We start from the raw sequence: 23276 nt of genomic DNA on the forward strand, positions 1-23276 counted from the left end.
CAATTGAATACTACTGACGTTGCGTTCAAATCAATAATTTCTGGTAACTATCGCACGGATTCCGTCGTTCAGAGTGAGGAAACCGAACATGTCGACGCTCGCTAAATCGCGCACCGAAAGGACGCAAGGACCCGTGCGAATAGGTTGGCGGCTCGGGCTGCTACCCGGGTCGGTGTGGATCGCCTGCTTCTACCTGGTGCCGCTCGGCCTCATCGCGGCGGCATCGGTGGCCACCCCAGATATCATCGGACGGCCCATATACGGCTGGTACACGGAGAGTTTCGGTCTGGTATTCCAACCGGACTACCTGCCGATCGTCGTGCGCACCTTCGCCTATGCCACCATCGCGACGGTACTGTGTCTGTTGATCGGCTATCCGTGTGCGTATGCGATCTCCCGGTACGGCGGCCGATGGAAACCGGTACTGCTACTGGCGATTCTGGTGCCTTGGCTGGCGGACTACCTCGTACGAATCTATGCGTGGGTCCAGATACTCGGCAGGGACGGCCCGATCAACGGACTGCTCGGCCGGCTCGGTATCGGGCCGCTGAACCTGATCGGCTCGCCCTACACGCTCAATCTTGGTCTGGTGTACAGCTTTCTACCGTTCATGATCCTGGCGGTCTACCTGGCCGTTGAGCGTCTGGACTACCGCCTCATCGAGGCCTCCGGCGACCTGTACTCGGGGTCGGTACGCACGTTCGTTCAGATCGTGGTGCCGAGTACCGCGGGAGGCATCGCCGCGGGATGTCAACTTGTCTTCCTGCTCAGTTTGGGCGATTTCGCGATCGCCCAGTTCCTCGGCGGGTCGACCTACATGATGGGAAATCTGATCCGCGACCAACTCGCAACCGCGGGCTCACTGCCATTCGGCGCTGCGCTCACGGTGACGCTGCTCGCGGGGATGCTCGCCTTCATGGCGCTCATTTATCTGCTCGCGGCCCTGGTGCGCGCCACGGCCAACCGACTGCGACACGGCGGGATGACCGTTGGCTAGCGGGGGCAGCCGCCGGATGCCCGGCTGGCTGCTGGCAATAGTCCTCGGGACCCTGGTGTTTCTCGATCTGCCCCTGGCCGTGATCGCCATCTTCTCGTTCAACTCCTCGAAGTCGCTCTCTCAGCTCGATGGACTGAGTTTCCGCTGGTATGAGCAGGCCGCCACCAATCCCGAAGTGATGTCCGCACTGGGGCTGAGCCTTGTTGTGGCGACCGCGTCCACTGCGATAGCCGTGGTGCTCGGCACAGGGCTGGCGTACGGATTCGCGCGCGGACCACGCCGCGTCACCCGGCCGATCGAAGGAGTGACGTTGTCCACGCTCATCACTCCCGAACTGGCGACCGCCGTGGGTCTGATGACATGGTTCACAACGCTGCGATTGCCCTTGTCCACGGTGACTCTGATCATCGGCCACGCCACGTTCACGCTGGTCTACGTGACCGTGCTCGTTGGGAATCGGATTCGCAGTCTCAATCCGGCTCTCGAGGAGGCTGCCAGCGACCTTGGTGCCGGACGTGGCAGAACCTTTGTCACCGTCGTTCTGCCGCAGCTGCGTTCGGCGATCATCGGTGCCGGCGTGTTGGCGTTTGTACTGTCCTTCGGCGACTTCGTGACCTCAGTTTTTCTGTCGGGCACCGAGGTTGCGCCGCTACCGGTGCGGATCTACGGAATGCTCCGCTTCGGCTTGACCCCCGAGATCAATGCCGTCGGCACCGTGATGATCCTCATCACCGTGCTGCTCGGTCTCGCCGGGATCTGGATCCAACGTTCGAAGTCCCGACCCAGCTCACAGTGAAATACCAGGAGACAACATGCATCAGTTGACAACTGCACGGACGAGTCGACGCAGATTTCTGTTCATGAGCGGTGGCGCCGCCGCGGGCCTGTGGCTCGCGGCATGCAGCAGCGGCACACCGGCTTCGGACGCGGAGCTGACGCCGCCCGAGCCGATAATCGACGGTGACCTCGCCTACTACGCGCCGACCGGCTACGTACCCGATGAGGTGATGTCGGCGTTCGAGCGTGAGTATGGGGTGTCGATCAACCAGACATACTTCTCGACCGTCGATGAGATGATCCAGAAGCTCGGGTCCGGAGCCGCCTACGACGTCACGTTCATGCCGTCCAACTTCTTCGCCCGCGCAACGGCAGCGAACCTGCTTTTGCCCATTGACCACAGCCGGATGGAGAACTGGAACGAGGTCTCGCCGCTGTTCCACAACCCGCCGTTCGAGCCGAACGCCAAACATCTCGCGGGGCCCTACGCCATGGGCGGTGTCGGGCTGGCATATCGCAAGAGCCGGGTCAACGGTCTCACCGGGTCGTGGAACGACCTCTGGGATCTGGCACCACAACTGAACAAGCGCACCTACATCTTCGACGACGTGACGGTGTCGATGACGATGGCGCTGAGCCGCCTCGGACTGCCCACCAACACCGACAGCGCCGACGATCTGCGCCAGGCCGCCGACTCGCTGATCGAACTGCGAAAGAACCTGGGCGGTTTCGGCAGCTCGGCTGGTGAGAAGCTGTCCAACGGTGAAGCCGACCTGTTGATGAACTACACCGGTGCCACGTTCACGACCATCAAGGATTCGTCGTTCGGCGACGACATCGGGTTCGAGTTCGGCAGGGAGACACTGGCATTCAACTCCGACTGCATGGCCATCCCGTCCAGCTCGAAGCACCCCGGAACCGCGCTGCTGTTCTGCGACTTCCTGTTGCGTCCAGACAACATGCGCAAGATCGTGGACTTCGTCGGGTTCCCGGTCGCCACCAAGGCCGGTGAGGCGGCATACGCGGATCTCATCAAGGGCTATCCGTTCCTCGTCTATGACAACAAGGTGCTGGCCGATCCGACTGTGTGGTTGGCGTCGCTGCAGCAGACACAGTTGACCAAGTGGACGCAGGCGTGGACTCGAGTCAAGGCCACCGCGTGAACGCGATCATTCATCCGGGGACCAGGGAACTTCAGGAAGTGATCCGGGAGGCGTATGCGCGCGTCGCCGCGGAGGAACCGCGACCGGCGTTCTCGTTGGCGGAGTATGAATCTCGGCGGCAGCGGCTGCAGGCCGAGGCCGCGAGCGCCGGTATCGACCTGCTGGTTCTCAGCTCGCCCGACGCGATGTGTTGGCTGCACGGCTATCAGTCCCGGTGGTATCGAGCTCAGTCCTCGTTGCGGTGGCAGCCGTTCCAGTGCACCGTGATGCACGTCGAGTCGGGAGCCATCGCCGTTTACGACGTCGAGCATCACCACTACCTGCTGCGACGCACCTCGGTCGCCGAAGATCTGCGCCTGGCAACCGACGATGACGGGACAGCGGTCCTGGATTTCACTATGGCGGACCTCAAGGCGCGGGGTTGGCTGTCCGGTCGGGTGGGTCTCGAGATGCACAGCCACGTCCCGAACCGAGCGACGAGCGAGGTTGTCGAGGCCGCGTTCGAACGACACGGCTGCCACGTCGTCGACGCCAGCGTGCAGACACGGGCGGTTCGGCTGATCAAGTCGGCCGCCGAGATCGAAATGATCGAGCGGGCCGCAGCGGTGTGCGACGCCGGACTGGTGAGCCTGCGCGATCAGGTGGTACCGGGAATGACCGAGAAACAGGCTTGGGCACTGATGGTTTCGGCGATGGCTGAGGCCGGTGGTGAACCAGCCGCGTTGCACGAGTCAGTGGTGGTTGGACCGATCGAGATGGGCCACGCGTATTCGTCGGACCGAGTCATCGCGCGCGGTGATGTGTTGTGCGCCGATCCCTGCGGTGTCGTCAATCGGTATCACGCCAACATCGAGCGGTGGTTTGTGGTCGGACAGGAGCCCAGTGACGAGCTGTATCGTCTCGCCGCGATCGAGGCCGAGGCATTTCGACTCCTGTGTGCGGGCGCCTCGGACGGGACCGCGGTCAACGACGTGACTGAACGGATCGAAGCACACCTGCGCGATGCGGGCATGTGGGGACTGCACAACTGGAATGGCGGCTATGAGATGGGGCTGTCCTTCCCGCCCGATTGGGTCGGCGAGTGGACCTTCACCGTCGGCGAGTCCACCGATGACGTCTTCAGGAAGAACGTGGTGACCAACTACGAGAGCATCGTGCTCTATCCCATGATCGACACCGTGGTGTTCGGGTCGACCGGCGCCCGCACGCTGTCGGGTCTCCCTCTCGATGTGGAGCGTGCCGGGTGAGCGAGGCACTCCGACCGGCCGACACCATTCTGCTGGGTACAACGTTCACCGCCGACCCGCAACGGCCCATGGCGCATGGTGTGGCAATGCGCGACGGCATCATCACCGCCGTCGGCAGCGCCGACGAACTCGCCGACCACACCGGCCCCGCCACCGATGTCGTCAAGTGCGGTGGACTGATCGCGCCGGCGTTCCACGACGCACACATCCATCTGCTCGAGGGTTCACTCTTCGATTGTGGGGTCAACCTCCATGACGTCGAACCCGCGCAGTACCTGGACGTGATCGGTGCGGCCGCGGCGCAGTTGCCGCCGGGGGCATGGGTGCGCGGCGGCGGATGGAGCATGGCGGCATTCCCCGCGGGCAGCCCCGATCGACGGTGGCTCGACGATGTTGTCGGTGGCCGACCGGCATATCTGACCGCACGCGACGGCCACACCGCCTGGGTCAGCACTCGCACTCTTGAACTCGCCGGAATCGATTGCAGCACCACAGATCCGTCGGGCGGCAGGATCGAGCGTGACGACGACGGTGAGCCGAGTGGGGCGCTGCACGAGACCGCGATGAAGCTTGTCGCCGGCCAGCTTCCGGTGATCACCGATGCCGAGTGGGCACAAGCGCTGGAGCTGGGGCAGCGATACCTGCACTCCCTGGGAATCGTTGGGTGGCAGGACGCCCGGCTGTCCCCGGAGATGCTGCGCGCCTACCTCGACGCGGAGTCCTCGGGCCGGTTGTCGGCGTACGTCGCCGCCGCGATGCACTGGAACCCCGCCCAGGGGACCGACCAGATCGACGGGCTGTTGCACTCGCGCCGCCTCGCCACCGGCTCGCTGGTGAGCGCGGGAATGGTGAAGCTCTTCGTCGACGGCGTGGTGGAGAACGAGACAGCCGCACTGCACCAGCCCTACGTCGCCACTCACTCGCACGGCGCACCACTGTTCAACGACGCCGAATTGCGCACGGCGATCGGCATCTGCGCGGACGAGGGTTTCAACGTCCACGTACACGCCGTCGGTGACGCGGGGACTACTAGAGCACTCGACGCGTTCGAGTCGGTCCGGCGCCAGTCGGTGAGGTACGGCCTGCGTCATCAGATCTGTCATCTGCAGGTCGTCGCGGACACCGATGTGCCCCGCTTCGCCGCTCTCGATGTCATTGCCAACGTCCAGGCGCTGTGGGCGTGCCGCGATGAACAGAACGTCAGCCTGTGCGCACCGCGGCTTGGTCCGGATCGATTTGAGCAGCAGTACCGTTTCGGCGACCTCGCTCGCGCTGGTGCACGATTGGCGTTCGGCAGCGACTGGCGGGTCAGCACGCCACAACCGTTGGCCCAGATCGAGGTCGCTGTCACTCGACAGCCACCGGGTGACCGCGTCACGGCCAAACTCGGTGCGGGGCAAGAAGTCAGCCTGACGACCGGTCTCCTGGGATTCACCCGTGAGGCCGCATACGCGGCGGGCATCGAAGAGCGAACCGGAACGCTGTCAGCCGGCCGAAGTGCCGACGTTGTCGTGCTCAATGTCGACCCGTTCACTGTCGCTCCGCACGACCTGGCATCGGTCCAGGCAGAGAGGACTGTCTTTCAGGGACGAGTTGTGTTCGAACGATAGGCGGACGAGGACACGGGCGCCGCCGACACGATCAGCACATTGACCGAACGCATTGTCGAGCGTCTGAGTGGCTGTCCGTTCCCCACTGAGCTGCCGATTTTTGCAGATGGAGTGGCGGTCGACGGACTACAGCCGACCGGAAAAGGCGCTGGCCACGAACGCTGTGGGGCCCGGTGGGAGCGCAGCGCTGAATTGATCGGCGTGCAGCCTTGGTTCGCCCGTTGCGCAGTGCCGAGGAAGCGCACCTTTGACTGGCAGAAGATCCTGCCGACGTTGACCTGGAGCGGAACGTCGCGACGGCGATTGGGGCCTCGTGGGGATTACACACGGCGGGTAAGAGCGCGGCCGACAGGCGGTGTGCCACTCGTCCAAGTTCTTCTGGCAGGCAACACGATTCACGACTCCGGTAAGGCAATCAACCGGATCCGATCAGTGGCGCCAGCGTGGCAACATCAGCTGTGGCCCCGTGCTTCTCACTTGCTCCCCGCAGGATCTTCGGGGGCTCAGCTGGAGGGCGAACGCGGCAGTTCACTCAAGGCTCCGGACGTGGGAATGGAGCACATCGGCCTTTACTCATGGACAGGATCAAGGCGACCGCGTCCTCCGAGTTGGCTGCCGGAGTCAGAACTTCTTGCAAGAGCAGGCCACGAAGCGCGGCAACGGCGACGGTCGCCATGCTCAGCGCATCCTTGGTGCGATACCCCTCACCTTCCGCGAGCGAGATCAGCACTGCGGTCAGGTCATCGAGCGAGTCGATGAACTCACGAAAGTCCTCTGGGCTGTATGCGGCGAGTCCTACGACATGAAAGAAGCCGCGGATACGCGACAGCTGCTCGGGGCGGGTGTAGGCCCGCCAGATAGCCACGACAAGGTCGTCAAAGCTGCCCTGCTGGGCGATCTTCACCAGCGCCGCGTTGTCACGAGATCGCTGCACCGTGAGCATCGCCGCCAGGACACCCGGGAGTGACCCGAAGTGATACCGCAGCAGGGCGTGGCTGGTGCCGACCCGGGCGGCGACCTCACGCAGTGAGACCTCCGGTGAGGGAAGATCCTCCCCGAAGGCGTCGAGAAGCCGAGCCAGAAGACGCTCACGTGCATCTCCCCCGCGTTCCGCGCTTGACATGACCACTCCCGTAGTTTATCCATTGGATAGCCATTTTCCAATGGATAATTCTGGTTGGGCTGCCGCACCGCGGGCCCGCCGGGTTGTGAAAGGTCCTTCGATGAGCTCCATGTGGCAAGGCTGCCTGGCCGATACCGACTATTTCGAAATGCGCTCCAGCGGTAGGTATGACTACGGCATCTGGGTGACCACACCGCCGGGCTACGATCGCGCCGAGGCGCCGGCGCCTGTGGTGTATGTGCTCGACGGGAACTTTGCCGTGGGCCTGACGGCTCCGCTGATCGTCACCCAGATGGACCCCATGCAACGGATTCAGCCCTACATCCAAGTCAGTGTTGGCTACGCGGGCGAGGAAGCTCAGGATTGGGATCGGCTGCGCAACAGGGACTTTGTGCCACCCGGCGAGCCCATCGCCGAGGCGCTCATCGATGCCGTGGAGACGGGGGTGGAAGTGGGTGCGCGAACACGCGAGGAATCCGACGCCTACCTCGCCGAATTGCGCGACACCCACGCCGATGTGTTCCTGGACTTCCTCACCACCGAACTGCATCCGCGGATCGAACACGACTACGGCACCGCCACCAGCGGTCACGGCCTGTTCGGCTATTCCTACGGCGGACTCTTCAGTCTCTACGCCTGGCTCGCCGGCACCAGCCTCTTCGAAAGCATCGGCGCGGGTAGCCCCGGCGTCATCGCCGCAGACAGTCAGATCTTCGCCCAGCTCGACGACCTGGGTGACAGTCAGCGTGCCGCCAAGCTCCACATGACCTTCAACGACCGAGAGATTCTCGGAGACCTGGCCGTCTACCAAAACCTCGCGACGAACACGGCCACCGTTCTGCACCGACTCATCTCGCGCGGCGAGGCGGTCACCAGCGAGATCCTGCACGAAACGCACGTCACTGGCCTGCAGGCCTCGTTCCTCAGTTACCTGAGGACCTGCCGCTCGTGAACTCCGCTGACCCGCACGGTAACCATTCAGACCATTGCCCCCGTTCCGCTCCGGCCGAAGTGGGCTATACCTGAGCCATGCCGCCGTCGATGCAGAGCTCTGCGCCCGTCATGAAACTGGACTCGTCCGAGGCGAGAAACAGTGCACCGTTGGCGATCTCCCCGGGAAGCCCCAGGCGACCCATCGGGACGAGGGAACTCATATCGGCTCGCAGAGCTACTGGATCTTGGCCGAAGTACTCTGCCTGCCCGTCGATGATCTGCGTGTCGATCGGCCCCGGACTCAGCACATTGACCCGAATGCCCCGGTCACCGAACTCTGCTGCCCACGTGCGCGCGTAGGAGCGCACGGCCGCCTTCGTCGCGCTGTAGACCCCCGCCCCGGGGAGCCCCTTGAATGCCGTGACCGAGCCCAGCAAAACGATCGAGCCGCCGGTGCGTAGCAGTGGCAGCGCCTTCTGCACGGAGAACAGTGTGCCGCGCGCATTGAGGTCGAAGGTGCGGTCGAAGTGTCCCTCGCTAGTTCTAGAGTCGCTTGCGCGTCAGGCGCCAGAGGTCGCACCTCGCCCCGCCTCCCGATTCGAATTCAACTGCGGGACAGCAGTTGGTATTAAAATGGCTCGGCCCACTCCGTGAGCCCGTCACTCACCGATCAGACGGCCGAACAATTGGCCCTGTTGACCAATGATTACCTGCGGGCAACTTCTCTTCAGCAGGAAGACCCACCGTCACTACATATTTCACACCGCGATCAGTTGATCGCATTCACCCACTCGGCAGAACCGTCCGCGAATTCTTGTTCCTTCCAAATCGGTACCCGTTCCTTCACCGCATTCACCAAGTCAGAGCACGCCCGAAAGGCCTCTGCGCGATGTGCCGACGCCACGACACACGCGAGTGCACATTCGCCGATGGCGAGATCGCCAACGCGGTGCACGACTGACAAGGCGATATCAGGGTGCTGAGACGCGATTTCGTATGCCACCTGCTGGATGATGTCCCGTGCGGTCGGATGTGCACTGTAGCGGAGCGCGGTCACCGACCTGCCTTCGTCGTGATCACGCACAATACCGTCGAAGGTGACGACAGCGCCGTCCGAGATCCCGACCACATCGTGAACCAACGCCTGCGCGTCGATCGGCAAGGTGCTCACCCCGGCGAGGACCACCCGAGATTCGGCGCGAGCGAACCGCGATGTCGAATCAGTCACGACGCAACACTCCTTGCTCGGGACCCGGGCGGGTCCAGGTTCCGGAACGGCCGCCGGACTTCTCGACCACGACGACGTTGGAGATTGTGGCCGCCCGGTCGACCGCTTTGATCATGTCGTAGACAGTAAGAGCGGCCACCGAAACCGCGGTCATCGCCTCCATTTCCACTCCGGTGCGCCCGAGGGTGGAAACCGAGGCTCGAAGGACTACGCGGTCGACCCCAATAGTGGCGTCGACCTCGACAGCAGTGATCAGCAATGGGTGACACAGAGGAATGAGTCGACTGGTCTCTTTTGCTCCCATGATCCCGGCCAGCCGTGCGACGCTGACTGCCTCTCCCTTGGGCAATGTTCCATCGGCGATCAACTCAATGACATCTGGACGGGTCAACACGGTCGCTTCGGCCACCCCTCGACGCTCAGTGACGGCCTTCTCGCCGATATCGACCATGTGCGCAGCACCGTCATCGCGCAGATGAGTCAGATGACCCGCTTCATCAGTCATTGATCCTCCAGAATTCGACAATGTCGCCTACGTCCATGCTCGTGCGCTCAGGCGGGATGAACACAAGGACGGTTGATCTGGCAAAAGCGTGCAGGAGGTGCGATGACGGGCCACCTTCAAATGTGATGCGACCATCTTCCCGCTGTCGGCCCCGACGCACTTGCAGGGTGCCGGCCGGCGAAGACGTCGCCTCCGCCAGCGGACCGCGATGCGCGGATCTGAACGCCCATCGTCCGCTGGCAGCCAGCAGCGCGGGGCGCAGGAACACCTCGGCGCTCACCAGTGCGCTCACCGGGTTTCCCGGCAACGCGACAACGGGTACGTCGCCACTGGCCAAGTGCGCGGTCCCGACGCCCTGGGGACCTCCGGGCTGCATGGCCACCGAGCCGAACTCGATGCCGCGCTGCTCCAGACAGTCCCGCACGACCTCATGAGCGCCCTTGCTGACGCCTCCGGCAGTGACGATCAGGTCCATCTCACCAAATCGAGAGTCCAACACCCGCAGCAGCTCGTCGGGATCGTCAGGAACAGACTCCTGGGTGAGGACCCGTACACCGACCGACGTCAGGAGCGAGGTGAGCATCAATGTGTTGGCGTCGAGAATCGACCCGGGACGGTCCGGAGCCCCGGGACGTCTCAACTCGGACCCCGTCGCGACAATCAATGCTGTGAGAGGCCGTTTCACGTCGAGTTGCTCGATTCCCGACGATGCCAACGCACCGACAAGCGCCGATGTCACCGGACTGCCCGCTGAAACGATTCTCTCGCCGCCGCGAATGTCGGATCCGCGCCGTCGGATGAATCTCCCCACCGGGCACGGTGCGCTGACGCGTAGCGTCGCAGTGTCAGCACGGTCCGGAAACGAGTCGAAATTGCTTTCCTCGATCGGGATTACGGCGTCGGCTCCGTCGGGAATCGAGGCACCGGTCATAACGGCCCACGCTTCACCGATCCCTATCAGTCCCGTGTGATCGCCGGCGGCCATGTGCCCAGTTACCCGAAGCTCTACGGGGCACTTCTCCGTGGCGGCGCGAACATCAGCCGCACGTACCGCGAACCCGTCCATCTGACTGTTGTCGAACGTCGGCATATCGAACTCGGCCACCAGGTCGGCTGCGAGCGTTCGGCGGGACCCGAACGCGATCTCGCGGACTGTGGCCCTCTCTACCGGGCGAGGAATGCCCATCATCAGTTCGGTAACTACATTTTGATGTTCTGAGACAGACCGTCTCGTGAATGTCATCTGCGAATCTCACCTGACTGCCCTGGTCGCTTGTTCATCCGCCGATGGCGCTCATCGAGCGTGCCGGCTGCACAAAATCAGCGCTGGCCAGGCCGACCGACTCCGAGCCGTGCGCTCGGGGTTTGCGCCACATCGCGTCAGACCAGTCACGCGCGATGTCCGCATCACTGCCACCACCGCGCATCACGGCGAGCAGATCTGTTTCCTCATGGGAGAACAGACACGAGCGCACCCGACCTTCGGCAGTGATCCTCGTTCGCGTGCACGCTGCACAGAAAGGCTCGGTAACCGAAGAGATCAACCCCACCCAGCCCAGTCTTGTTGTGTCCGTGTCCGCACCTGCCCTTCGCACCTCGAACCGTTCGGCAGGGGCTCCACCGCGGAGCTGAGGGTCGGGGGTGAGAGTGAAGCGCTTCGAGAGCAGTTCACGAATCTCGGACGCCGAGATCATGTTGTCTTCGCGCCAAGCCCTGTCGCCATCGAGTGGCATGTGTTCGATGAACCGCAGCTCGTAACCTCCCTGCAAGGCCCACTCGAGCAGTGCCGGCGCCTCGTGGTCGTTGATCCCACGCAACAGCACCGCGTTGATCTTGATGGGTCCGAATCCTGCCTCGTCGGCGGCTTGCACACCGTCGAGCACCTGACTCAGCAGCGGTCTCCGGGTGAGTGCGGCGAAGGTCTCCGGGTGAAGAGAGTCCAGCGAGACATTGATCCGTGTCACCCCGGCGTCGTGGAGCGTCTTGGCGCGGCGATCCAGACCGACCGCATTTGTCGTCATCGAGATCGGGAGGTCCGGACAATCCGCTCGAACGCGAGCAACGATGTTTTCCAGGTCTTTTCGTACGAGTGGCTCGCCGCCAGTGAGTCTCAGCTCCTCGACACCCAACTCGTGGTGTCCCACTCTCACCAACCGGGCGATCTCTTCGGCAGTCATCAGCATCTGCGGCGGGATCCACGGCATCCCTTCGGCGGGCATGCAGTAGCTGCACCGCAAGTTGCACTTGTCCACCACGGACAGCCGCAGGTCGGTGGCGACTCTTCCGAAGCGGTCGACCAGTCCAGCGCCAGACTGGTCATCGGCGGCCGACGGCAAAGTCTCTTCGGGGAGTTTTGAGCGGTTTCCGATCTTCAACACCATGGTCTCCTATCTCGAGAACGCTTTGAAGCCCGTGTCGCGGTGGCCACGAACCGCGATCGCCCGGTCGGCCGAGGTGGCAGTGGTCATCCCCCTGCGAAGGGGGGCAGCACGTCCAGATCGTCGTTGTCTTCGAGGATCGTGTTGCGCCTGGAGGCGATGCCGTTGACGAGAAAGGAACATCGAGCTATCACCGCGCTCAGATGAAGGTTCGCCGCAACCAGCGCCGTCTCGATGGTTGTCCCCCGCGGGACTTCCCAGGTCGTGCCCTCAGATCCGAATTCGGCCTTGGCGGCGGCAAAAAATCGCACATGAACCACGTCGGTTGGGACGGCGGCCGGCGGTGATGTGGTCATGAGATCAGAGCTCCAGGGTGAGCGACCGGCTCAGCGAGCGTGAGACGCAGACGTACATACAGTCGTTCTCTGCGCGTTCGTCGTCAGACAAGATGGAATCGCGGTGGTCAGGAACGCCGGCAAGCACGCCCGTCTCGCACGAACCGCAGGTCCCTTGACCGCACGAATTCGGAACGGTGATGCCTGCGCCCAGAAGCGCTTCGAGCGTGGTCTGGTCAGGGTTCACCGTCACGCGCTGGCCGGTCGACTCGACAACAACTTCGAACGGGGCTTCGAACGTGGGCATCTCGGTGATTCGTGGGATGAATCGCTCCACCGAAAGTGAAACCTGCTCGCGCCGTGCGATGTCCTCCATTTCTGCGATCAGGCCTTCCGGTCCGCATACGAAAAAATGCGCTTCCCTGTTCTCCGCTACGTACGCGTCCAAGTCGACCCGACCCTGCACTGACGACTCCGCGATGATCACCTTGTTTCCCAGCGCTTCGAGCTCACCCGTAAACGGCATGTGGGCGCGGTCCTTACCGAGGTAGAGGAGATTCCAGTCCCATCCCCCATGGCTTGCGGCCGCGATCATCGGAAGAATGGGAGTAATGCCGATTCCCCCGGCAACGAAGAGCGGCCGAGCGGAAGGTTCGAACCGGAAGAGGTTTGTCAGGCGACTGACTTCGACAACAGTGCCCTCGTGCAGCCTAAGGTGGACATGTTGCGAGCCTCCTCGGCCGTCTTCGGCGAGAGCAACTGCGATGCGCCATATTTCACGGTTCGACGGGTCGCCACACAATGAGTACTCGCGCACCAAATCGTCGCCATCGAGCCGAAGGACAATGTGGGCGCCGGGCGTCCATTCAGGTAGATCACCACCTTCCGGACGGCGGAGATCAAGCACGACCACATGGTCGACGCTGAATGAGCGTTGCTCGACTACGAGCTCCAACGGCTCGTCGAAGATTTGGAGCGTTTTTGGCATGGTGGGACTACCTTCTCGAATGTGTCATTGACTGATGGCGGCGAGCCGGGTTCGCCGCCACTCAGACACGCATCAGGCGTTGGCAGTGACCTCGATCTCGAATCGTTGACCCGGAAATGCCAGCGCGGGAACGCCCACTGCCGTCCATACCGGGCAGTGATCCGGCATGAGTGTGGCGAAGGTAGCCGTAACTGCGCCTATCGAATCGGAGTCGATCGAGTCTCCCCCTGCAGGGATGACGTGGTATGTGCGGATGTTGAACACGTCATCCCAGCTCGCATCACCTGCATCGAGCACAGCAGTGACATTGGCAAAGGCCTGTGCAACTTCGTCTTCGATCGATTCCGGCAGCGACAAGTCCGGGCGGTGTCCGGTCTGTCCCGCCATCTCGATCCGGCGCCCCGCCTTGTAGGCAGAGGCGACACGGAACTGCTCACGGATGACGTGGCCGGTGGTCCCTTCCGGCAGGATGATCTCGACGGGTGTCGACTTGGTGGAAGTGGTCATTTTCTGCGAGTCCTGTTCCTGATGAGCCAAATTGTTGAATGCGTTCTAGGCAGAGGCGGGTGCGGTGGTGTCGCCACAAGAATCGACATCTTCTTCCTGCAACTCAGAGACCGCGGCAGTTGAGCCGATCGAGATCGTGCCAGTGCCAGTGACATTCGAGTAGATGCCCAGACAAGCCCAGTCGCCGAAAGGCTCGACCAACCGGGTGTTGTGCTTGACGAGCGCACGTAGCGTGGCGCGGTCCAGAGGCAGTTCCTCGCGTGGCAGAGTCGTCATGATGCATCGGACGGTATTCATGATGACCGTCGAAGTCGTGTCGCCGAGGTGCAATTTCTTTCCAACCCAGCCGGATTCAACAAAACCGGACTCGCTGGTGTCGAGCACAAAATTGGGTCGATAACGACGAGCGTCGAACGTCGCATCGGGGTTGAGCGATCGGACATGTTCAAGGGATGAGGTGGTCATGATGTGAAGCGCACCCAGATCGTAGGACCGGCCCTCGGCTCCGTAGAGATCAAAATCGATCTGATGTTCGCCGTGCTCGTTCTCCGAGCCCATGCGAGCGAACGCATTGTCGCCGAGCATCGGATGCCAAATCATCTCCGCCTTGGTGCTCGGGACGTCCTCCATGGTCGAGAGATGTACCTCGATACCGAGGGCTTTGCTCAGCAGTACGTCGATGTTGTCGGAATCGCTTCGAGCCACGCTGCCATCGGGAAAGGTGATCGCGATCGGAGGGGTCTTCCCGCCGGCACGTGGTTCCTCGACATACGCAGCACGGAAGCTGAGAAGTTTCCCCCACTTTCGGGGGTTCTTAGCGTTGGCGAGCTTGCCCGTCGCGACTTCGACCAGCGCCCAAAGGTGGTCGCCGACCATACCTTTGTCATCCAGTTCGCACTCGGTGAGTTCTTCGCCGGTCATGGATTTGACTGGATAGCGGAAGATGCGTTGCACCCTCCCCACCACGGAAGCTGGAGTGTTCTCAACGTCACTCAAGTCAGACATGCAATACCCTCTCTCGCAGCGGCCAAGCGCCCTGACAGATCTGCGCGGATCCTAGAATGCAGGAGAAGGACCCATCAGAACGGCTCGGTTCAGAGTTGGATTGAAGCAACAACGCTTCGATCACGAAGCCGTGATCCTTCTCTCAGTCAGCGTGTTCCGCTTGGAGAGGTACGAGCCGTACTCTAACCCTTCGAATTCAAGTTCGCAGCGATTTTTCACAAACGTAACGCAGCGAGTTCGTGGAGCGATCCGCCCTGGAGTTTCCGATGGCGCAGTGCTATGACCGGCCACCGATGGTGGCTGCTCGAGCCGCCACCGGTCTGGCGCACCAGTTCCGAAGTGTCCGCATCTGCGAAGCCGCGGCCCAACTTCAGGCGCACTTGCCCAACGGTTTTCGCCCACCGGGCAAATCCGCCATTGACTCATTCGTCGAGCAGGTCCGACGAGCTGAGCTCTGGCTACGCAGCGAATCCGTGCCTTTCCCGGCGTCGGGGCGGTATCACGGCACGGTGAAACCGGCGGTCAGCGAGTTCCGGGCCAACTGTTCGACGACGCCCTGGTCGAGCCGCAGCGCCCGTTGTAGGGCCGCGTAATTCTCTGCGACATAGCCACCGAAGTACGCAGGATCATCGGAGTTGATGGTCACCAGTACACCGGCCTCCAGGAGTGCGGGCAGCGGGTGATCCGTCAACGCATCGACACATCTGAGTCGGACGTTTGACAGTGGACAGACGGTGAGCGGAACACGATCCTTCGCAAGTCGCTTGAGCAGCGTCGGATCCTCGACCGCCCGGATTCCGTGATCGACACGTTCTACACCGAGAACATCGAGCGCCTCCCAGACGTACTCTGGAGGCCCCTCTTCTCCTGCATGCGCGACTCGATGCAGCCCGAGTTGCTCGGCGGCAAGAAAGACATCCCTGAATGCGCCGGGCGGATTGCCCACCTCAGCGGAGTCCAGCCCGACGCCGTGGACCGCATCGGTGTGTTCGGCCAGCGCTTCCAGAGTCGCCATGGCTTCCGCAACCGGACGGTCACGCAGGAAGCAGGCAATCAACAGGACCGAAATGCCGTGTCGTCGACGAGCTGCCGCCGCCGCGTTGCTCAGTCCGGCGATTACGTCCCCGAGTGCAATTCCTCTGTTCGTGTGCGCCTGCGGATCGAAGAACATCTCAACGTGGGTGACGCCGTCGTGTGCTGCCCGGGCGAGGTAGGCGTTGGCCAAGTCCTCGAAGTCGGCCGGGGTTCGCAGTACGTCCATACAGGCGTAGTAGAGGGTCAGGAACGATTGCAGGTCGCTGAACTGATACGCGCGCTTCAACGCGTCGACACCGCTGTAGGGCAGCGTCACTCGGTTTCGTCGTGCGAGTTCAAACGCCAGTTCAGGCTCGAGTGTGCCTTCGACGTGCAGATGCAACTCTGCTTTCGGCAGGCTTCTGATCAGATCGATCATGCGTCGATTCCCTCTCCAACGTCTCGCGCACGATCACCGCGCCTCGCGCAACCGTGCTCTCCCCCCATTCCTCCGTCCTATCACCACCAAGAGCGTAGACGCGATGTGCAACTGTCCCGAGGACCTGCCCGCCGTGCTGCGTCAGAACAGCGGTGACCCAATGATTCCCATCATCATCCGGTCGACGTCAGCAGAGCAAATGATTGGCATCCGAAACGTGACCATGGGCTCGGTGGGCGCACTGATAGCGTTACCGCCATATCCGCGGTGGCACGTGCGGGCTTGGATCATGTTGTCATCGTCTTCCTGAGCCGGTGGCGACGTTTTGGGAGGACCTGAATATGGCTGAATTTGTCCGAGCTCGATCTGTGTCGCTGGCTGTGATCGCCGCTGCCGGACTCTTTGCGGTGCCTGTTGCAGGGCCCACGATCAGCGGCCTGGGTCCCATATCCGTCGCTGTGGCGGAACCGTCGGATGCCGTCTCGACTACCCCGAGGTTGGCCAGTGTCGACAATTTCCGGGACGTCGCCGGTCCGGGTGATGGGTACCCCTTGGCGTCGGGCCGGCACATGCGCAAGGGCGTGCTCTATCGTTCCAGCGCTTTGCGCCCCGACGACACCGACATGGCCACGCTCACCGGCCTGAAGCTGACCCACGACTACGACCTTCGCACCAGCGCCGAAATCGCCGACAGCCCGGACATCGTGCCGCCCGGTACCACCTACGTGCACATCAACATCATCGGCGACGAGAACCCCATCCCGACGCTGACCGAACTGGACGCCGCCAGCGCCCGGCAGTTGCTGATCGACCAGTACAGGGTCTTTGTCAGCGATGCCGGCGAGCGCGAGCGGTTCGGTCAGCTGTTTCGTTCCATCGCAGCCAATCCCGGCCCGCAGGTCTACCACTGCACCTCCGGAAAAGATCGCACCGGGTGGGCCAGCGCGGTCCTGCAGTCCCTGGCGGGCGTCTCATCCGAAGACGTCATGAGTGACTACCTGCTCACCAATGAGTACTCACGGGCGTCCATCGAGGCGGGTGCGGCCGCCGCCACCGAGGCTTACGGGCCTGAAGCCGGAGAGGGTACGCGGGTGATGCTCGGCGTCTTCCCTGAGGCGTTGCAAGCCTCCCTGGATGAGGTGCACGCCCGCTACGGCACCATGGACCGCTACCTCACCGAGGGCGTCGGCCTCGATGCCGCCACGATCGACGCTCTCAAGTCGACACTCACTGCCTGATCCGCTAGGGAGCCGACGTTCTCGGCTGGACCCAAAGTGCTTCTAGAGCATCGACGTTGGTGACATGAATGTGTCCGGGGAACAGCTTGGTGGTCAGGAAGTCATGGGTGTCCTGGTCGCGGTCTGCGCAGGCGTCGTGCAGGACGACGATCTGGTAGTCGCGGTCCATCGCTTCGCGCACAGTGGATAGCACAACTCCGCTTGTGCTCAACCCCGCCACGATGAGGGTGGCGACTGCCCGTTTGCGCAGTTGTTGGTCGAGGTCGGTTGTGTAGAACGCGCCGACTCGTGTCTTTCGGACAGTGATGTCGCCTGGCAGCGGATTTAGTCGGGCATGGATTTGAGTGGCGGGAGCGTCGACGTGCTGCCTCGAGCGTGGCTCACCAGCGGTCATGGCGGCGAAGGTGCTGGTCTCGGGGATCGCATCGAAATCGTTGTCGGTGAACGCAATCCGTACCCAGCCGACATATGCGCCGTGCTCACGAGCGCTCTCGACCGCGGTCGAGGCCCGGTCCAGCAGCGAGTCGGTGTGGGGTAGTTCGGCAACGATCCCATTCTGGTAGTCCATCACGAGCAACGCTGTGTTTCGGGGGACGAGGTTTGGTCGGTCAGGCATCTGTCGGAGCCTTTCGGTCTTGCGGTTTGGTGGAGGTGGCGATCCTGACCAGTGAGCGATCGAACACGGTGATGAGCAGGAACACCACGCCGATGCCGACGAGCAGCAGGGCGAGGTGGTGCATGCTGGTGGTGTCCGCGGCATCTTCGTAGAAGGCGCCTTGCGCGGCGGAGGAGACAATCGCGCCGAGATATCCAAACGTGCGCAGCAACCCAGCCGATGCACCGAGGTCATCGCGGTTGGCTTGCCGGTACACCGAATTCTGCAGGCCGAGGCTGTTGAGACCTTGCGGTATGCCGAAGAGCAGCGCAACCACGATGAGCAGCCAAACTGTTGTCGAGGAATGCAACGTCAGGAGCAGCGCGCAGCCGACAATCTGGGCGACCGCGGCGACGATGAGCTTGCCTCGTGGCGTCCGCTGATCAGAGACACCACAATTCCGGTCGCGAACAGCGGCAAGGTGGCCAGACCGGCCTGACTGGCAGATAGGCCGCGACCGGCTTCCAACCATTGGGTGTAGCCGTAGATGAAGCTGTAGGACACCAGGTAGGCCAACAGTGCACGTCCGTAGGTCGTGATGAGCGGAATGTTGCTGCCGAGTATTCGCAGATCGAGAAAAGGACGGGCGTGGGTGAGCTCACGCGCGATCAACGCTGCGGCTGCCACCATGGTGAGGACAAGCAGATACCAGTTCCCGGTGCCGGGCTGCATCAGAAACAGTAGTAGCGACACGAGAGTGCCGGCAAACAAGGCCATTCCGGGCAGATCGAGATCGGTAGGTCGCGCCGGACCGGTCCGCGGTTGCTGTTGTTCGATCGAGGATGTCGGTTTGGGGAAGCGGCGCGGACCCGGCGCATCACTCCTCGACGATTCGCTCGAGCAGGACCAATGCCTCGCTCACCACGGCCAATTCGGCCTCGGTGAGCTGTTCGTCAAGAGCTTTCGCCAGCCACTCCCGACGTGAGACGCGGGCCCCCTGGCCATACGCGCGTCCCGTGGGCGTGAGGTAGATGAGTTGCCGACGGCCATCGGTGGGGTCAGGCTCTCGGTAGACGAGATCCTTCTTCTCCAGGACCGCGACCGTCTCTGCCATCGACTGCGGACGCACCCGTTCCGCCCCGGCAAGCGCACTGGTCGAGGTAGGTTCCGCCGTTGCCGCTATCCGGGCGAGCGCCGACGCCTGCGCTGACGTCAGCTCGCCGACTGCCGAGGCGTCCTGCAGTTGCCGTCGCAGGCGTCCGACAAATACCCGCAGCGATCCCGCGACGGTCACCGCCGCAGCGGGAAGTGACCCAGAGTCCATATAGACAGGTTACCCTGTACAGGTATACCTGTCTATATGACACGGTCGCCTTGAACTTGAAACCGGCGTCCTGCCTACCTTGTTGGCTCATACCGCAGGGCGATTGCCCCGGAGCCAAATTCCGTTCGGGACATGAGCTTCAAGTCCAGATGCCTCGATAGTCCGTTGAGCACCGTCGCCCCGTGGCCCACCACCCTGGGGTGCACGATGAACTCGTACTCGTCGATCAATCCCAGCTCTGCCAACGCCGTCGGGAGCTGGACGCCGCCCGCGAGCAGTCCCTGACCTGGTGTCTGCTTGAGCTTCTGGACCGCTGTCGCCAAATCCCCGGATACGCGCTCGGCGTTCCAGTTCACCCGGTCCAGAGTGCTTGATACGACGTATTTTTTGGCCGCGTCGATGGTCCGGGCGAACGGTTCCATCCAGAGGTCCACCCAGTCAGGCAGTGTTCCCGACTGCGGCGTCGGCCGCCACGCCTCTTCCATCATGGTGTAGGTGACTCGGCCGAACAGCAGGGCGTCGGCTTGCTCGATGCTCTCGGCCGCGTGCCGATGCAACTCTTCGTCCGCGGGCATGTCGCGGTGATCGCAGCATCCGTCCAGCGTGACGTTGATGGAATAGCGAAGAGGTCGCATTTGATACTCCTGAAACGAATTTCGTGTTGTGCGCCGGCCTACGTCCGGTCTTGCGCCAGCCCGCCAAGATTCTTGAGCGAATTCTCCAGGTGCTGCCGATCGAACGGTGGGAACTCGATGTACTCGCGAATCGCCGCTGGGACTGCTGACCAGTCATAGGTCAGAGTGACCTCCGTCTGGTCGTCGCCGACCGGATCCAGGTCGTAACGCCAGGTCCAGCCGCCGAATTCGAGAGCCGCGTCGTCGGCACCTTGGCCCGGCAGCCACGCAATCGCGTGGGGCGGCTCGAAGACCTCGACCCGATTGGCCATCTCGTAGTGCAGGCCGTCGTAGTTCGTGTGGAACATCGCCATCCGAAAAACCTGCCCGACCTCGGACAACTGCTTGCCGTCAAGCGACTCCCGCACCCAACCGGTTCCGTCGATCGCCTGATGAGTGGTCGGGTCGGCCAACACCGCGAACACGGTGCCGGCGGGCGCGTTGATAGTCCGTTTGATGATCATGGTTTCGTCAGTCATGACGGTACTGACCGTCGCCGAATCAGAAACTCATCGAGACTAGAACGCATAGACGTCTTCGATGCTGACGAACATCCCGCGTCCGGTGCGATCGTTGGTGAACAGAGTCCCGGTCGCGTCGGGATAGATCGTCCAGTTTCCTCGGTGGTAGGTCGTGCCGTACTCCATGGTGGTGGTGGGATTGTCGACGGCAAGGTTGGCGTCCTGCCATTCGAGGGTTCCATCGCCTGTTGTCACAGCCTGGAATCTCGCGCCGGGCTGGGTGAACGCACCCTGACAGACCACTGCATCCTGGCCCGCGTCGGCGATCGTGGAATCCGGTGTGACCGCGCACAGAACCCGGCCGGATTGCGTCACGTAGTTGTCAGCCGAAGCGACAGGTGCGCCGATCAAGGCGGCGGCGACGGCAACAACTGCGGGTGCAAGTAGGTACTTCACGATGCGGCGCTCCTCGGCTTGATCTCGGGTTCTTACCCGGCCCAGTGTTCTGTTCCGCCCTCCTCGATTTCTTGGCGGATTCTTGTCGCCGCCCTATGCCCAGGAATCTTCGCTCAGCGTCAGAGCGAGCAGTTCCTCGCGCGCCGAGGCCAACTCGTCGGCTCTCAGATATGGGCTTCCGTCGATCGCGGCCAGGCCCTCAGCGGCGGTGCGGACCACCATGCACAGCCCCGGCGCCAAGCCATCGGCGGCAAACACTTCCCGCCACGCCTCGGCATCGCGTGCGAAGACGTCGTCGATGCCCGGAGTGTGCCCGAGGCCGTCGAGCAGTGAGGTGGGTGCAAACACCCGCATCGCGGTTCCGCTGTCGCCGGTGAGGGTCCGCACATAGGCTCGCATGAACTTGCCCGGCCTGTTGTCCGCCAGGTCGATTCGTCGGTAGACCTCGTCCCAGACACGTTTGGCCACGTCTTCCGCGACCGCCAGAGCCAGTGCATCGCGACTGGGAAAGTGATGCAGGAGACCACTTTTGGATACGTTGGAGGCCCCGGCGATCTCGGCCAGACTGACACCGGATCCTTTTTCGGAGAACAGCTTTTCGGCCGCATCGAGGATGGCCCGTCTGGTCCGTTCCTTGTCACGGCTGGCTGTTGGCTCAGTGGGTGCCATGGGTGTCCTTGTTCTGGCCGACTTCAGATGGAATCACGCGCCATGCCACGATAGCCGCCAGCACCAACAGTCCCGCGGCCACGAACGACGTGACCTGCATGGCCTCGACAAACGCCTGCTTGGCCGCTGCCAGGAGTCCATTGTCGGCGCCGGTACCGAAGTGATTGTGTGCTGTGGCCAACGAGTTCTCCACGGCAGCGCGAGTCGGTACATCGAGGCCGGCCGGGATGTCCAAACGCGCGCGGTACAGCGCGGTCTGCATCGACCCCAGGATCGCGATGCCGAGTGCAACTCCCAATTCATAGGCGGTTTCGGAGATGGATGCCGCGGCGCCGGCGCGTTCGCGCGGCGCCGTGGTGACGACTGCGTCCGTGGACAATGTCATCGCCACGCCTACGCCAAGGCCCATGACGGCCAGGGAAATCGCAACACCGATGTAGGAAGGCAGTTCTTCGGTCAGGCCCAGCCCCGCCAGACCGAGCCCAATGGTGGCCAGGCCCAGGCCCAGCGCCCTTCCCTGCCCCAGCCTCGCCGACAGCAGTCCGACAAACGCGATCACCAGGACCATCGGAATGGTCACCGGCAATTCGGCAACACCGGCCTTCAACGGACTGAAACCGCGGACCAACTGCAGATACTGCGAGAAGAAGAACAGCACCCCGCTGAATCCGAAGATCGCCAAGGCTGTCGAGACCACCGCACCCGAGAAGGCCGGCACGCGAAACAGCGTGAGGTCGATCAGCGGAACCGCGACCTGACGCTGGCGCCGGAGGAACGCCGCACCGGCAAACACACCCACGACAAGGGACAGTGGGACCTGCCAATCCAACCCGGCGCCGACGGCATGCTTGATCGCAAACACCACCGCGACGATGGTCACCACCGACAGGACAGCCGAAAAGACGTCGACCGGGCCCGCATTCGGGTTCCGGGATTCGGGCAGGAGGATCCACCCGGCGACGACGATGATGACCATCAGTGGGACATTGATGAGGAAAACCGAACCCCACCAGAAGTGTTCGAGCAACGCACCACCGACGAGCGGGCCGAGAGCTGCCCCGACACTGGCACCTGCCGCCCACACCGCGATCGCCCGCGTGCGTTGCGCCGGATCCTCGAACATGTTGCGCACGATCGACAGCGTTGACGGCATGATCGTTGCCCCGGCAACCCCGAGCAGTGCTCGCGCCACGATCAACATCTCCGGCGTCCAGGCCAGTGCCGCAAATGTCGACGCCAGGCCGAAGGCGACGCTACCGATCAGCAGCAGCCGTTTGCGACCGACACGGTCCGCGACGTTGCCCATCACGACCAACAACCCAGCCAGCGCAAAGGAATACACGTCGCCGATCCACAGGATCTGGGTCGCCGAAGGAGCCAAGTCGGCCGTCAACGCAGGCACCGCCATGTACAAGACCGTGGCGTCCACGCTCAGGACGACGACCCCAACGATGAGCACGGCCAGCGCTACCCATTCGCGCTTCCCGGCCCGCTGTTCACTGCCCACTTCGGGCGAACCAATCACAAGAATCAACATAACAGACCATTCGGACTGTTAAAAAGGCCGGACGGTCTGCAGATGTCGAGCATCTGTTCGGGGCGTGAATCCA

General features: G+C 62.8%; 27 protein-coding genes and 1 pseudogene. 7 read left to right on the plus strand and 21 right to left on the minus strand.

What is annotated here, in order from left to right; genetic code table 11:
- The first annotated feature begins 88 nt into the window (after positions 1 to 88).
- The 5 genes from WBB07_RS01995 (at position 89) to WBB07_RS02015 (ending at position 5794) form a co-directional block, all read left to right on the plus strand.
- Complete coding sequence (locus WBB07_RS01995; RefSeq protein WP_526304244.1) at positions 89 to 997, plus strand: ABC transporter permease; 909 nt, start codon at positions 89 to 91, stop codon at positions 995 to 997.
- A complete protein-coding gene (locus WBB07_RS02000; protein WP_526304246.1) occupies positions 990 to 1793 on the plus strand; it encodes an ABC transporter permease in 804 nt (267 codons plus the stop codon). The genes WBB07_RS01995 and WBB07_RS02000 overlap by 8 nt, the downstream gene beginning before the upstream one ends.
- 64 nt (positions 1794 to 1857) lie before the next feature.
- Positions 1858 to 2937, plus strand: coding sequence for a polyamine ABC transporter substrate-binding protein (locus WBB07_RS02005; RefSeq protein WP_526304248.1), 1080 nt, complete (start codon positions 1858 to 1860; stop codon positions 2935 to 2937).
- Complete coding sequence (locus tag WBB07_RS02010) at positions 2934 to 4184, plus strand: M24 family metallopeptidase (RefSeq protein ID WP_526304250.1); 1251 nt, start codon at positions 2934 to 2936, stop codon at positions 4182 to 4184. The genes WBB07_RS02005 and WBB07_RS02010 overlap by 4 nt, the downstream gene beginning before the upstream one ends.
- Positions 4181 to 5794 (plus strand): amidohydrolase, encoded by a 1614-nt coding sequence (locus WBB07_RS02015; RefSeq protein ID WP_526304252.1) that lies wholly within the window; start codon positions 4181 to 4183, stop codon positions 5792 to 5794. The genes WBB07_RS02010 and WBB07_RS02015 overlap by 4 nt, the downstream gene beginning before the upstream one ends.
- Positions 5795 to 6326: 532 nt before the next feature.
- Here the strand turns inward: WBB07_RS02015 and WBB07_RS02020 are convergent.
- Positions 6327 to 6917, minus strand: a complete 591-nt coding sequence (locus tag WBB07_RS02020; RefSeq protein ID WP_526304254.1) for a TetR/AcrR family transcriptional regulator — start codon at positions 6915 to 6917, stop codon at positions 6327 to 6329.
- Positions 6918 to 7017: 100 nt separating this feature from the next.
- Between WBB07_RS02020 and WBB07_RS02025 the strand changes: the two genes are divergently transcribed.
- Positions 7018 to 7869, plus strand: coding sequence for an alpha/beta hydrolase (locus WBB07_RS02025; RefSeq protein ID WP_526304256.1), 852 nt, complete (start codon positions 7018 to 7020; stop codon positions 7867 to 7869).
- A 64-nt stretch (positions 7870 to 7933) separates the two neighbouring features.
- On the opposite strand, the gene WBB07_RS02030 is transcribed toward WBB07_RS02025, so the two are convergent.
- The 11 genes and pseudogenes from WBB07_RS02030 to WBB07_RS02080 all read right to left on the minus strand — a co-directional run bounded on the left by WBB07_RS02030 (position 7934) and on the right by WBB07_RS02080 (position 16249).
- Positions 7934 to 8341, minus strand: a complete 408-nt coding sequence (locus tag WBB07_RS02030; protein WP_526304386.1) for an SDR family NAD(P)-dependent oxidoreductase — start codon at positions 8339 to 8341, stop codon at positions 7934 to 7936.
- Between the two features lie 278 nt (positions 8342 to 8619).
- Complete coding sequence (locus tag WBB07_RS02035) at positions 8620 to 9021, minus strand: molybdenum cofactor biosynthesis protein MoaE (protein WP_526304388.1); 402 nt, start codon at positions 9019 to 9021, stop codon at positions 8620 to 8622.
- Positions 9022 to 9070: 49 nt separating this feature from the next.
- Complete coding sequence (gene moaC, locus WBB07_RS02040) at positions 9071 to 9583, minus strand: cyclic pyranopterin monophosphate synthase MoaC (RefSeq protein ID WP_526304257.1); 513 nt, start codon at positions 9581 to 9583, stop codon at positions 9071 to 9073.
- Positions 9576 to 10322 carry a molybdopterin molybdotransferase MoeA gene (locus WBB07_RS02045; protein WP_526304390.1) on the minus strand — a complete coding sequence of 249 codons (747 nt, stop codon included), beginning with the start codon at positions 10320 to 10322 and terminating at the stop codon, positions 9576 to 9578. Before WBB07_RS02045 ends, moaC begins: the two co-directional genes overlap by 8 nt.
- A gap of 21 nt (positions 10323 to 10343) precedes the next feature.
- A pseudogene (locus WBB07_RS02050) lies at positions 10344 to 10826 on the minus strand (MoeA family protein); the annotation flags it as partial.
- 34 nt (positions 10827 to 10860) lie between these two features.
- Positions 10861 to 11961, minus strand: coding sequence for a GTP 3',8-cyclase MoaA (gene moaA / locus WBB07_RS02055; RefSeq protein WP_526304259.1), 1101 nt, complete (start codon positions 11959 to 11961; stop codon positions 10861 to 10863).
- A gap of 86 nt (positions 11962 to 12047) precedes the next feature.
- Positions 12048 to 12317, minus strand: a complete 270-nt coding sequence (locus tag WBB07_RS02060) for a MoaD/ThiS family protein (RefSeq protein ID WP_526304261.1) — start codon at positions 12315 to 12317, stop codon at positions 12048 to 12050.
- A 4-nt stretch (positions 12318 to 12321) separates the two neighbouring features.
- Positions 12322 to 13284: a PDR/VanB family oxidoreductase gene (locus tag WBB07_RS02065; RefSeq protein WP_526304263.1), complete on the minus strand. Its 963-nt coding sequence runs from the start codon at positions 13282 to 13284 to the stop codon at positions 12322 to 12324.
- A 72-nt stretch (positions 13285 to 13356) separates the two neighbouring features.
- Entirely contained in the window at positions 13357 to 13791 is a 435-nt protein-coding gene (locus tag WBB07_RS02070) for a Rid family hydrolase (protein ID WP_526304265.1), read from the minus strand.
- 45 nt (positions 13792 to 13836) lie between these two features.
- Positions 13837 to 14796 (minus strand): MOSC domain-containing protein, encoded by a 960-nt coding sequence (locus WBB07_RS02075; RefSeq protein ID WP_526304267.1) that lies wholly within the window; start codon positions 14794 to 14796, stop codon positions 13837 to 13839.
- A gap of 499 nt (positions 14797 to 15295) precedes the next feature.
- Positions 15296 to 16249 carry an adenosine deaminase gene (locus tag WBB07_RS02080; protein ID WP_526304269.1) on the minus strand — a complete coding sequence of 318 codons (954 nt, stop codon included), beginning with the start codon at positions 16247 to 16249 and terminating at the stop codon, positions 15296 to 15298.
- A gap of 341 nt (positions 16250 to 16590) precedes the next feature.
- On the opposite strand from WBB07_RS02080, the gene WBB07_RS02085 reads away from it, so the two are divergent.
- Positions 16591 to 17487, plus strand: a complete 897-nt coding sequence (locus tag WBB07_RS02085) for a tyrosine-protein phosphatase (protein ID WP_526304271.1) — start codon at positions 16591 to 16593, stop codon at positions 17485 to 17487.
- A gap of 4 nt (positions 17488 to 17491) precedes the next feature.
- Here WBB07_RS02085 and WBB07_RS02090 read toward each other — a convergent pair whose 3' ends face one another.
- The 9 genes from WBB07_RS02090 to WBB07_RS02130 all read right to left on the minus strand — a co-directional run bounded on the left by WBB07_RS02090 (position 17492) and on the right by WBB07_RS02130 (position 23191).
- Positions 17492 to 18103 (minus strand): cysteine hydrolase family protein, encoded by a 612-nt coding sequence (locus WBB07_RS02090; RefSeq protein WP_526304273.1) that lies wholly within the window; start codon positions 18101 to 18103, stop codon positions 17492 to 17494.
- Positions 18096 to 18452 (minus strand): hypothetical protein, encoded by a 357-nt coding sequence (locus tag WBB07_RS02095; protein WP_526304275.1) that lies wholly within the window; start codon positions 18450 to 18452, stop codon positions 18096 to 18098. The genes WBB07_RS02090 and WBB07_RS02095 overlap by 8 nt, the downstream gene beginning before the upstream one ends.
- A 2-nt stretch (positions 18453 to 18454) precedes the next feature.
- Positions 18455 to 18814 (minus strand): hypothetical protein, encoded by a 360-nt coding sequence (locus WBB07_RS02100; protein ID WP_526304277.1) that lies wholly within the window; start codon positions 18812 to 18814, stop codon positions 18455 to 18457.
- 145 nt (positions 18815 to 18959) lie between these two features.
- Positions 18960 to 19406, minus strand: a complete 447-nt coding sequence (locus WBB07_RS02105; RefSeq protein WP_526304279.1) for a MarR family winged helix-turn-helix transcriptional regulator — start codon at positions 19404 to 19406, stop codon at positions 18960 to 18962.
- 74 nt (positions 19407 to 19480) lie between these two features.
- Complete coding sequence (locus WBB07_RS02110; RefSeq protein WP_526304281.1) at positions 19481 to 20041, minus strand: dihydrofolate reductase family protein; 561 nt, start codon at positions 20039 to 20041, stop codon at positions 19481 to 19483.
- Between the two features lie 38 nt (positions 20042 to 20079).
- Positions 20080 to 20559 carry an SRPBCC family protein gene (locus tag WBB07_RS02115; protein WP_526304283.1) on the minus strand — a complete coding sequence of 160 codons (480 nt, stop codon included), beginning with the start codon at positions 20557 to 20559 and terminating at the stop codon, positions 20080 to 20082.
- A gap of 39 nt (positions 20560 to 20598) precedes the next feature.
- Positions 20599 to 20997: a hypothetical protein gene (locus tag WBB07_RS02120; RefSeq protein ID WP_526304285.1), complete on the minus strand. Its 399-nt coding sequence runs from the start codon at positions 20995 to 20997 to the stop codon at positions 20599 to 20601.
- A gap of 93 nt (positions 20998 to 21090) precedes the next feature.
- A complete protein-coding gene (locus tag WBB07_RS02125) occupies positions 21091 to 21666 on the minus strand; it encodes a TetR/AcrR family transcriptional regulator (protein ID WP_526304287.1) in 576 nt (191 codons plus the stop codon).
- Entirely contained in the window at positions 21653 to 23191 is a 1539-nt protein-coding gene (locus WBB07_RS02130; protein WP_526304289.1) for an MFS transporter, read from the minus strand. Before WBB07_RS02130 ends, WBB07_RS02125 begins: the two co-directional genes overlap by 14 nt.
- Between the last annotated feature and the right edge of the window lie 85 nt (positions 23192 to 23276).

It is taken from the genome of Mycobacterium sp., from assembly GCF_049647605.1.
GTDB lineage: Bacteria > Actinomycetota > Actinomycetes > Mycobacteriales > Mycobacteriaceae > Mycobacterium.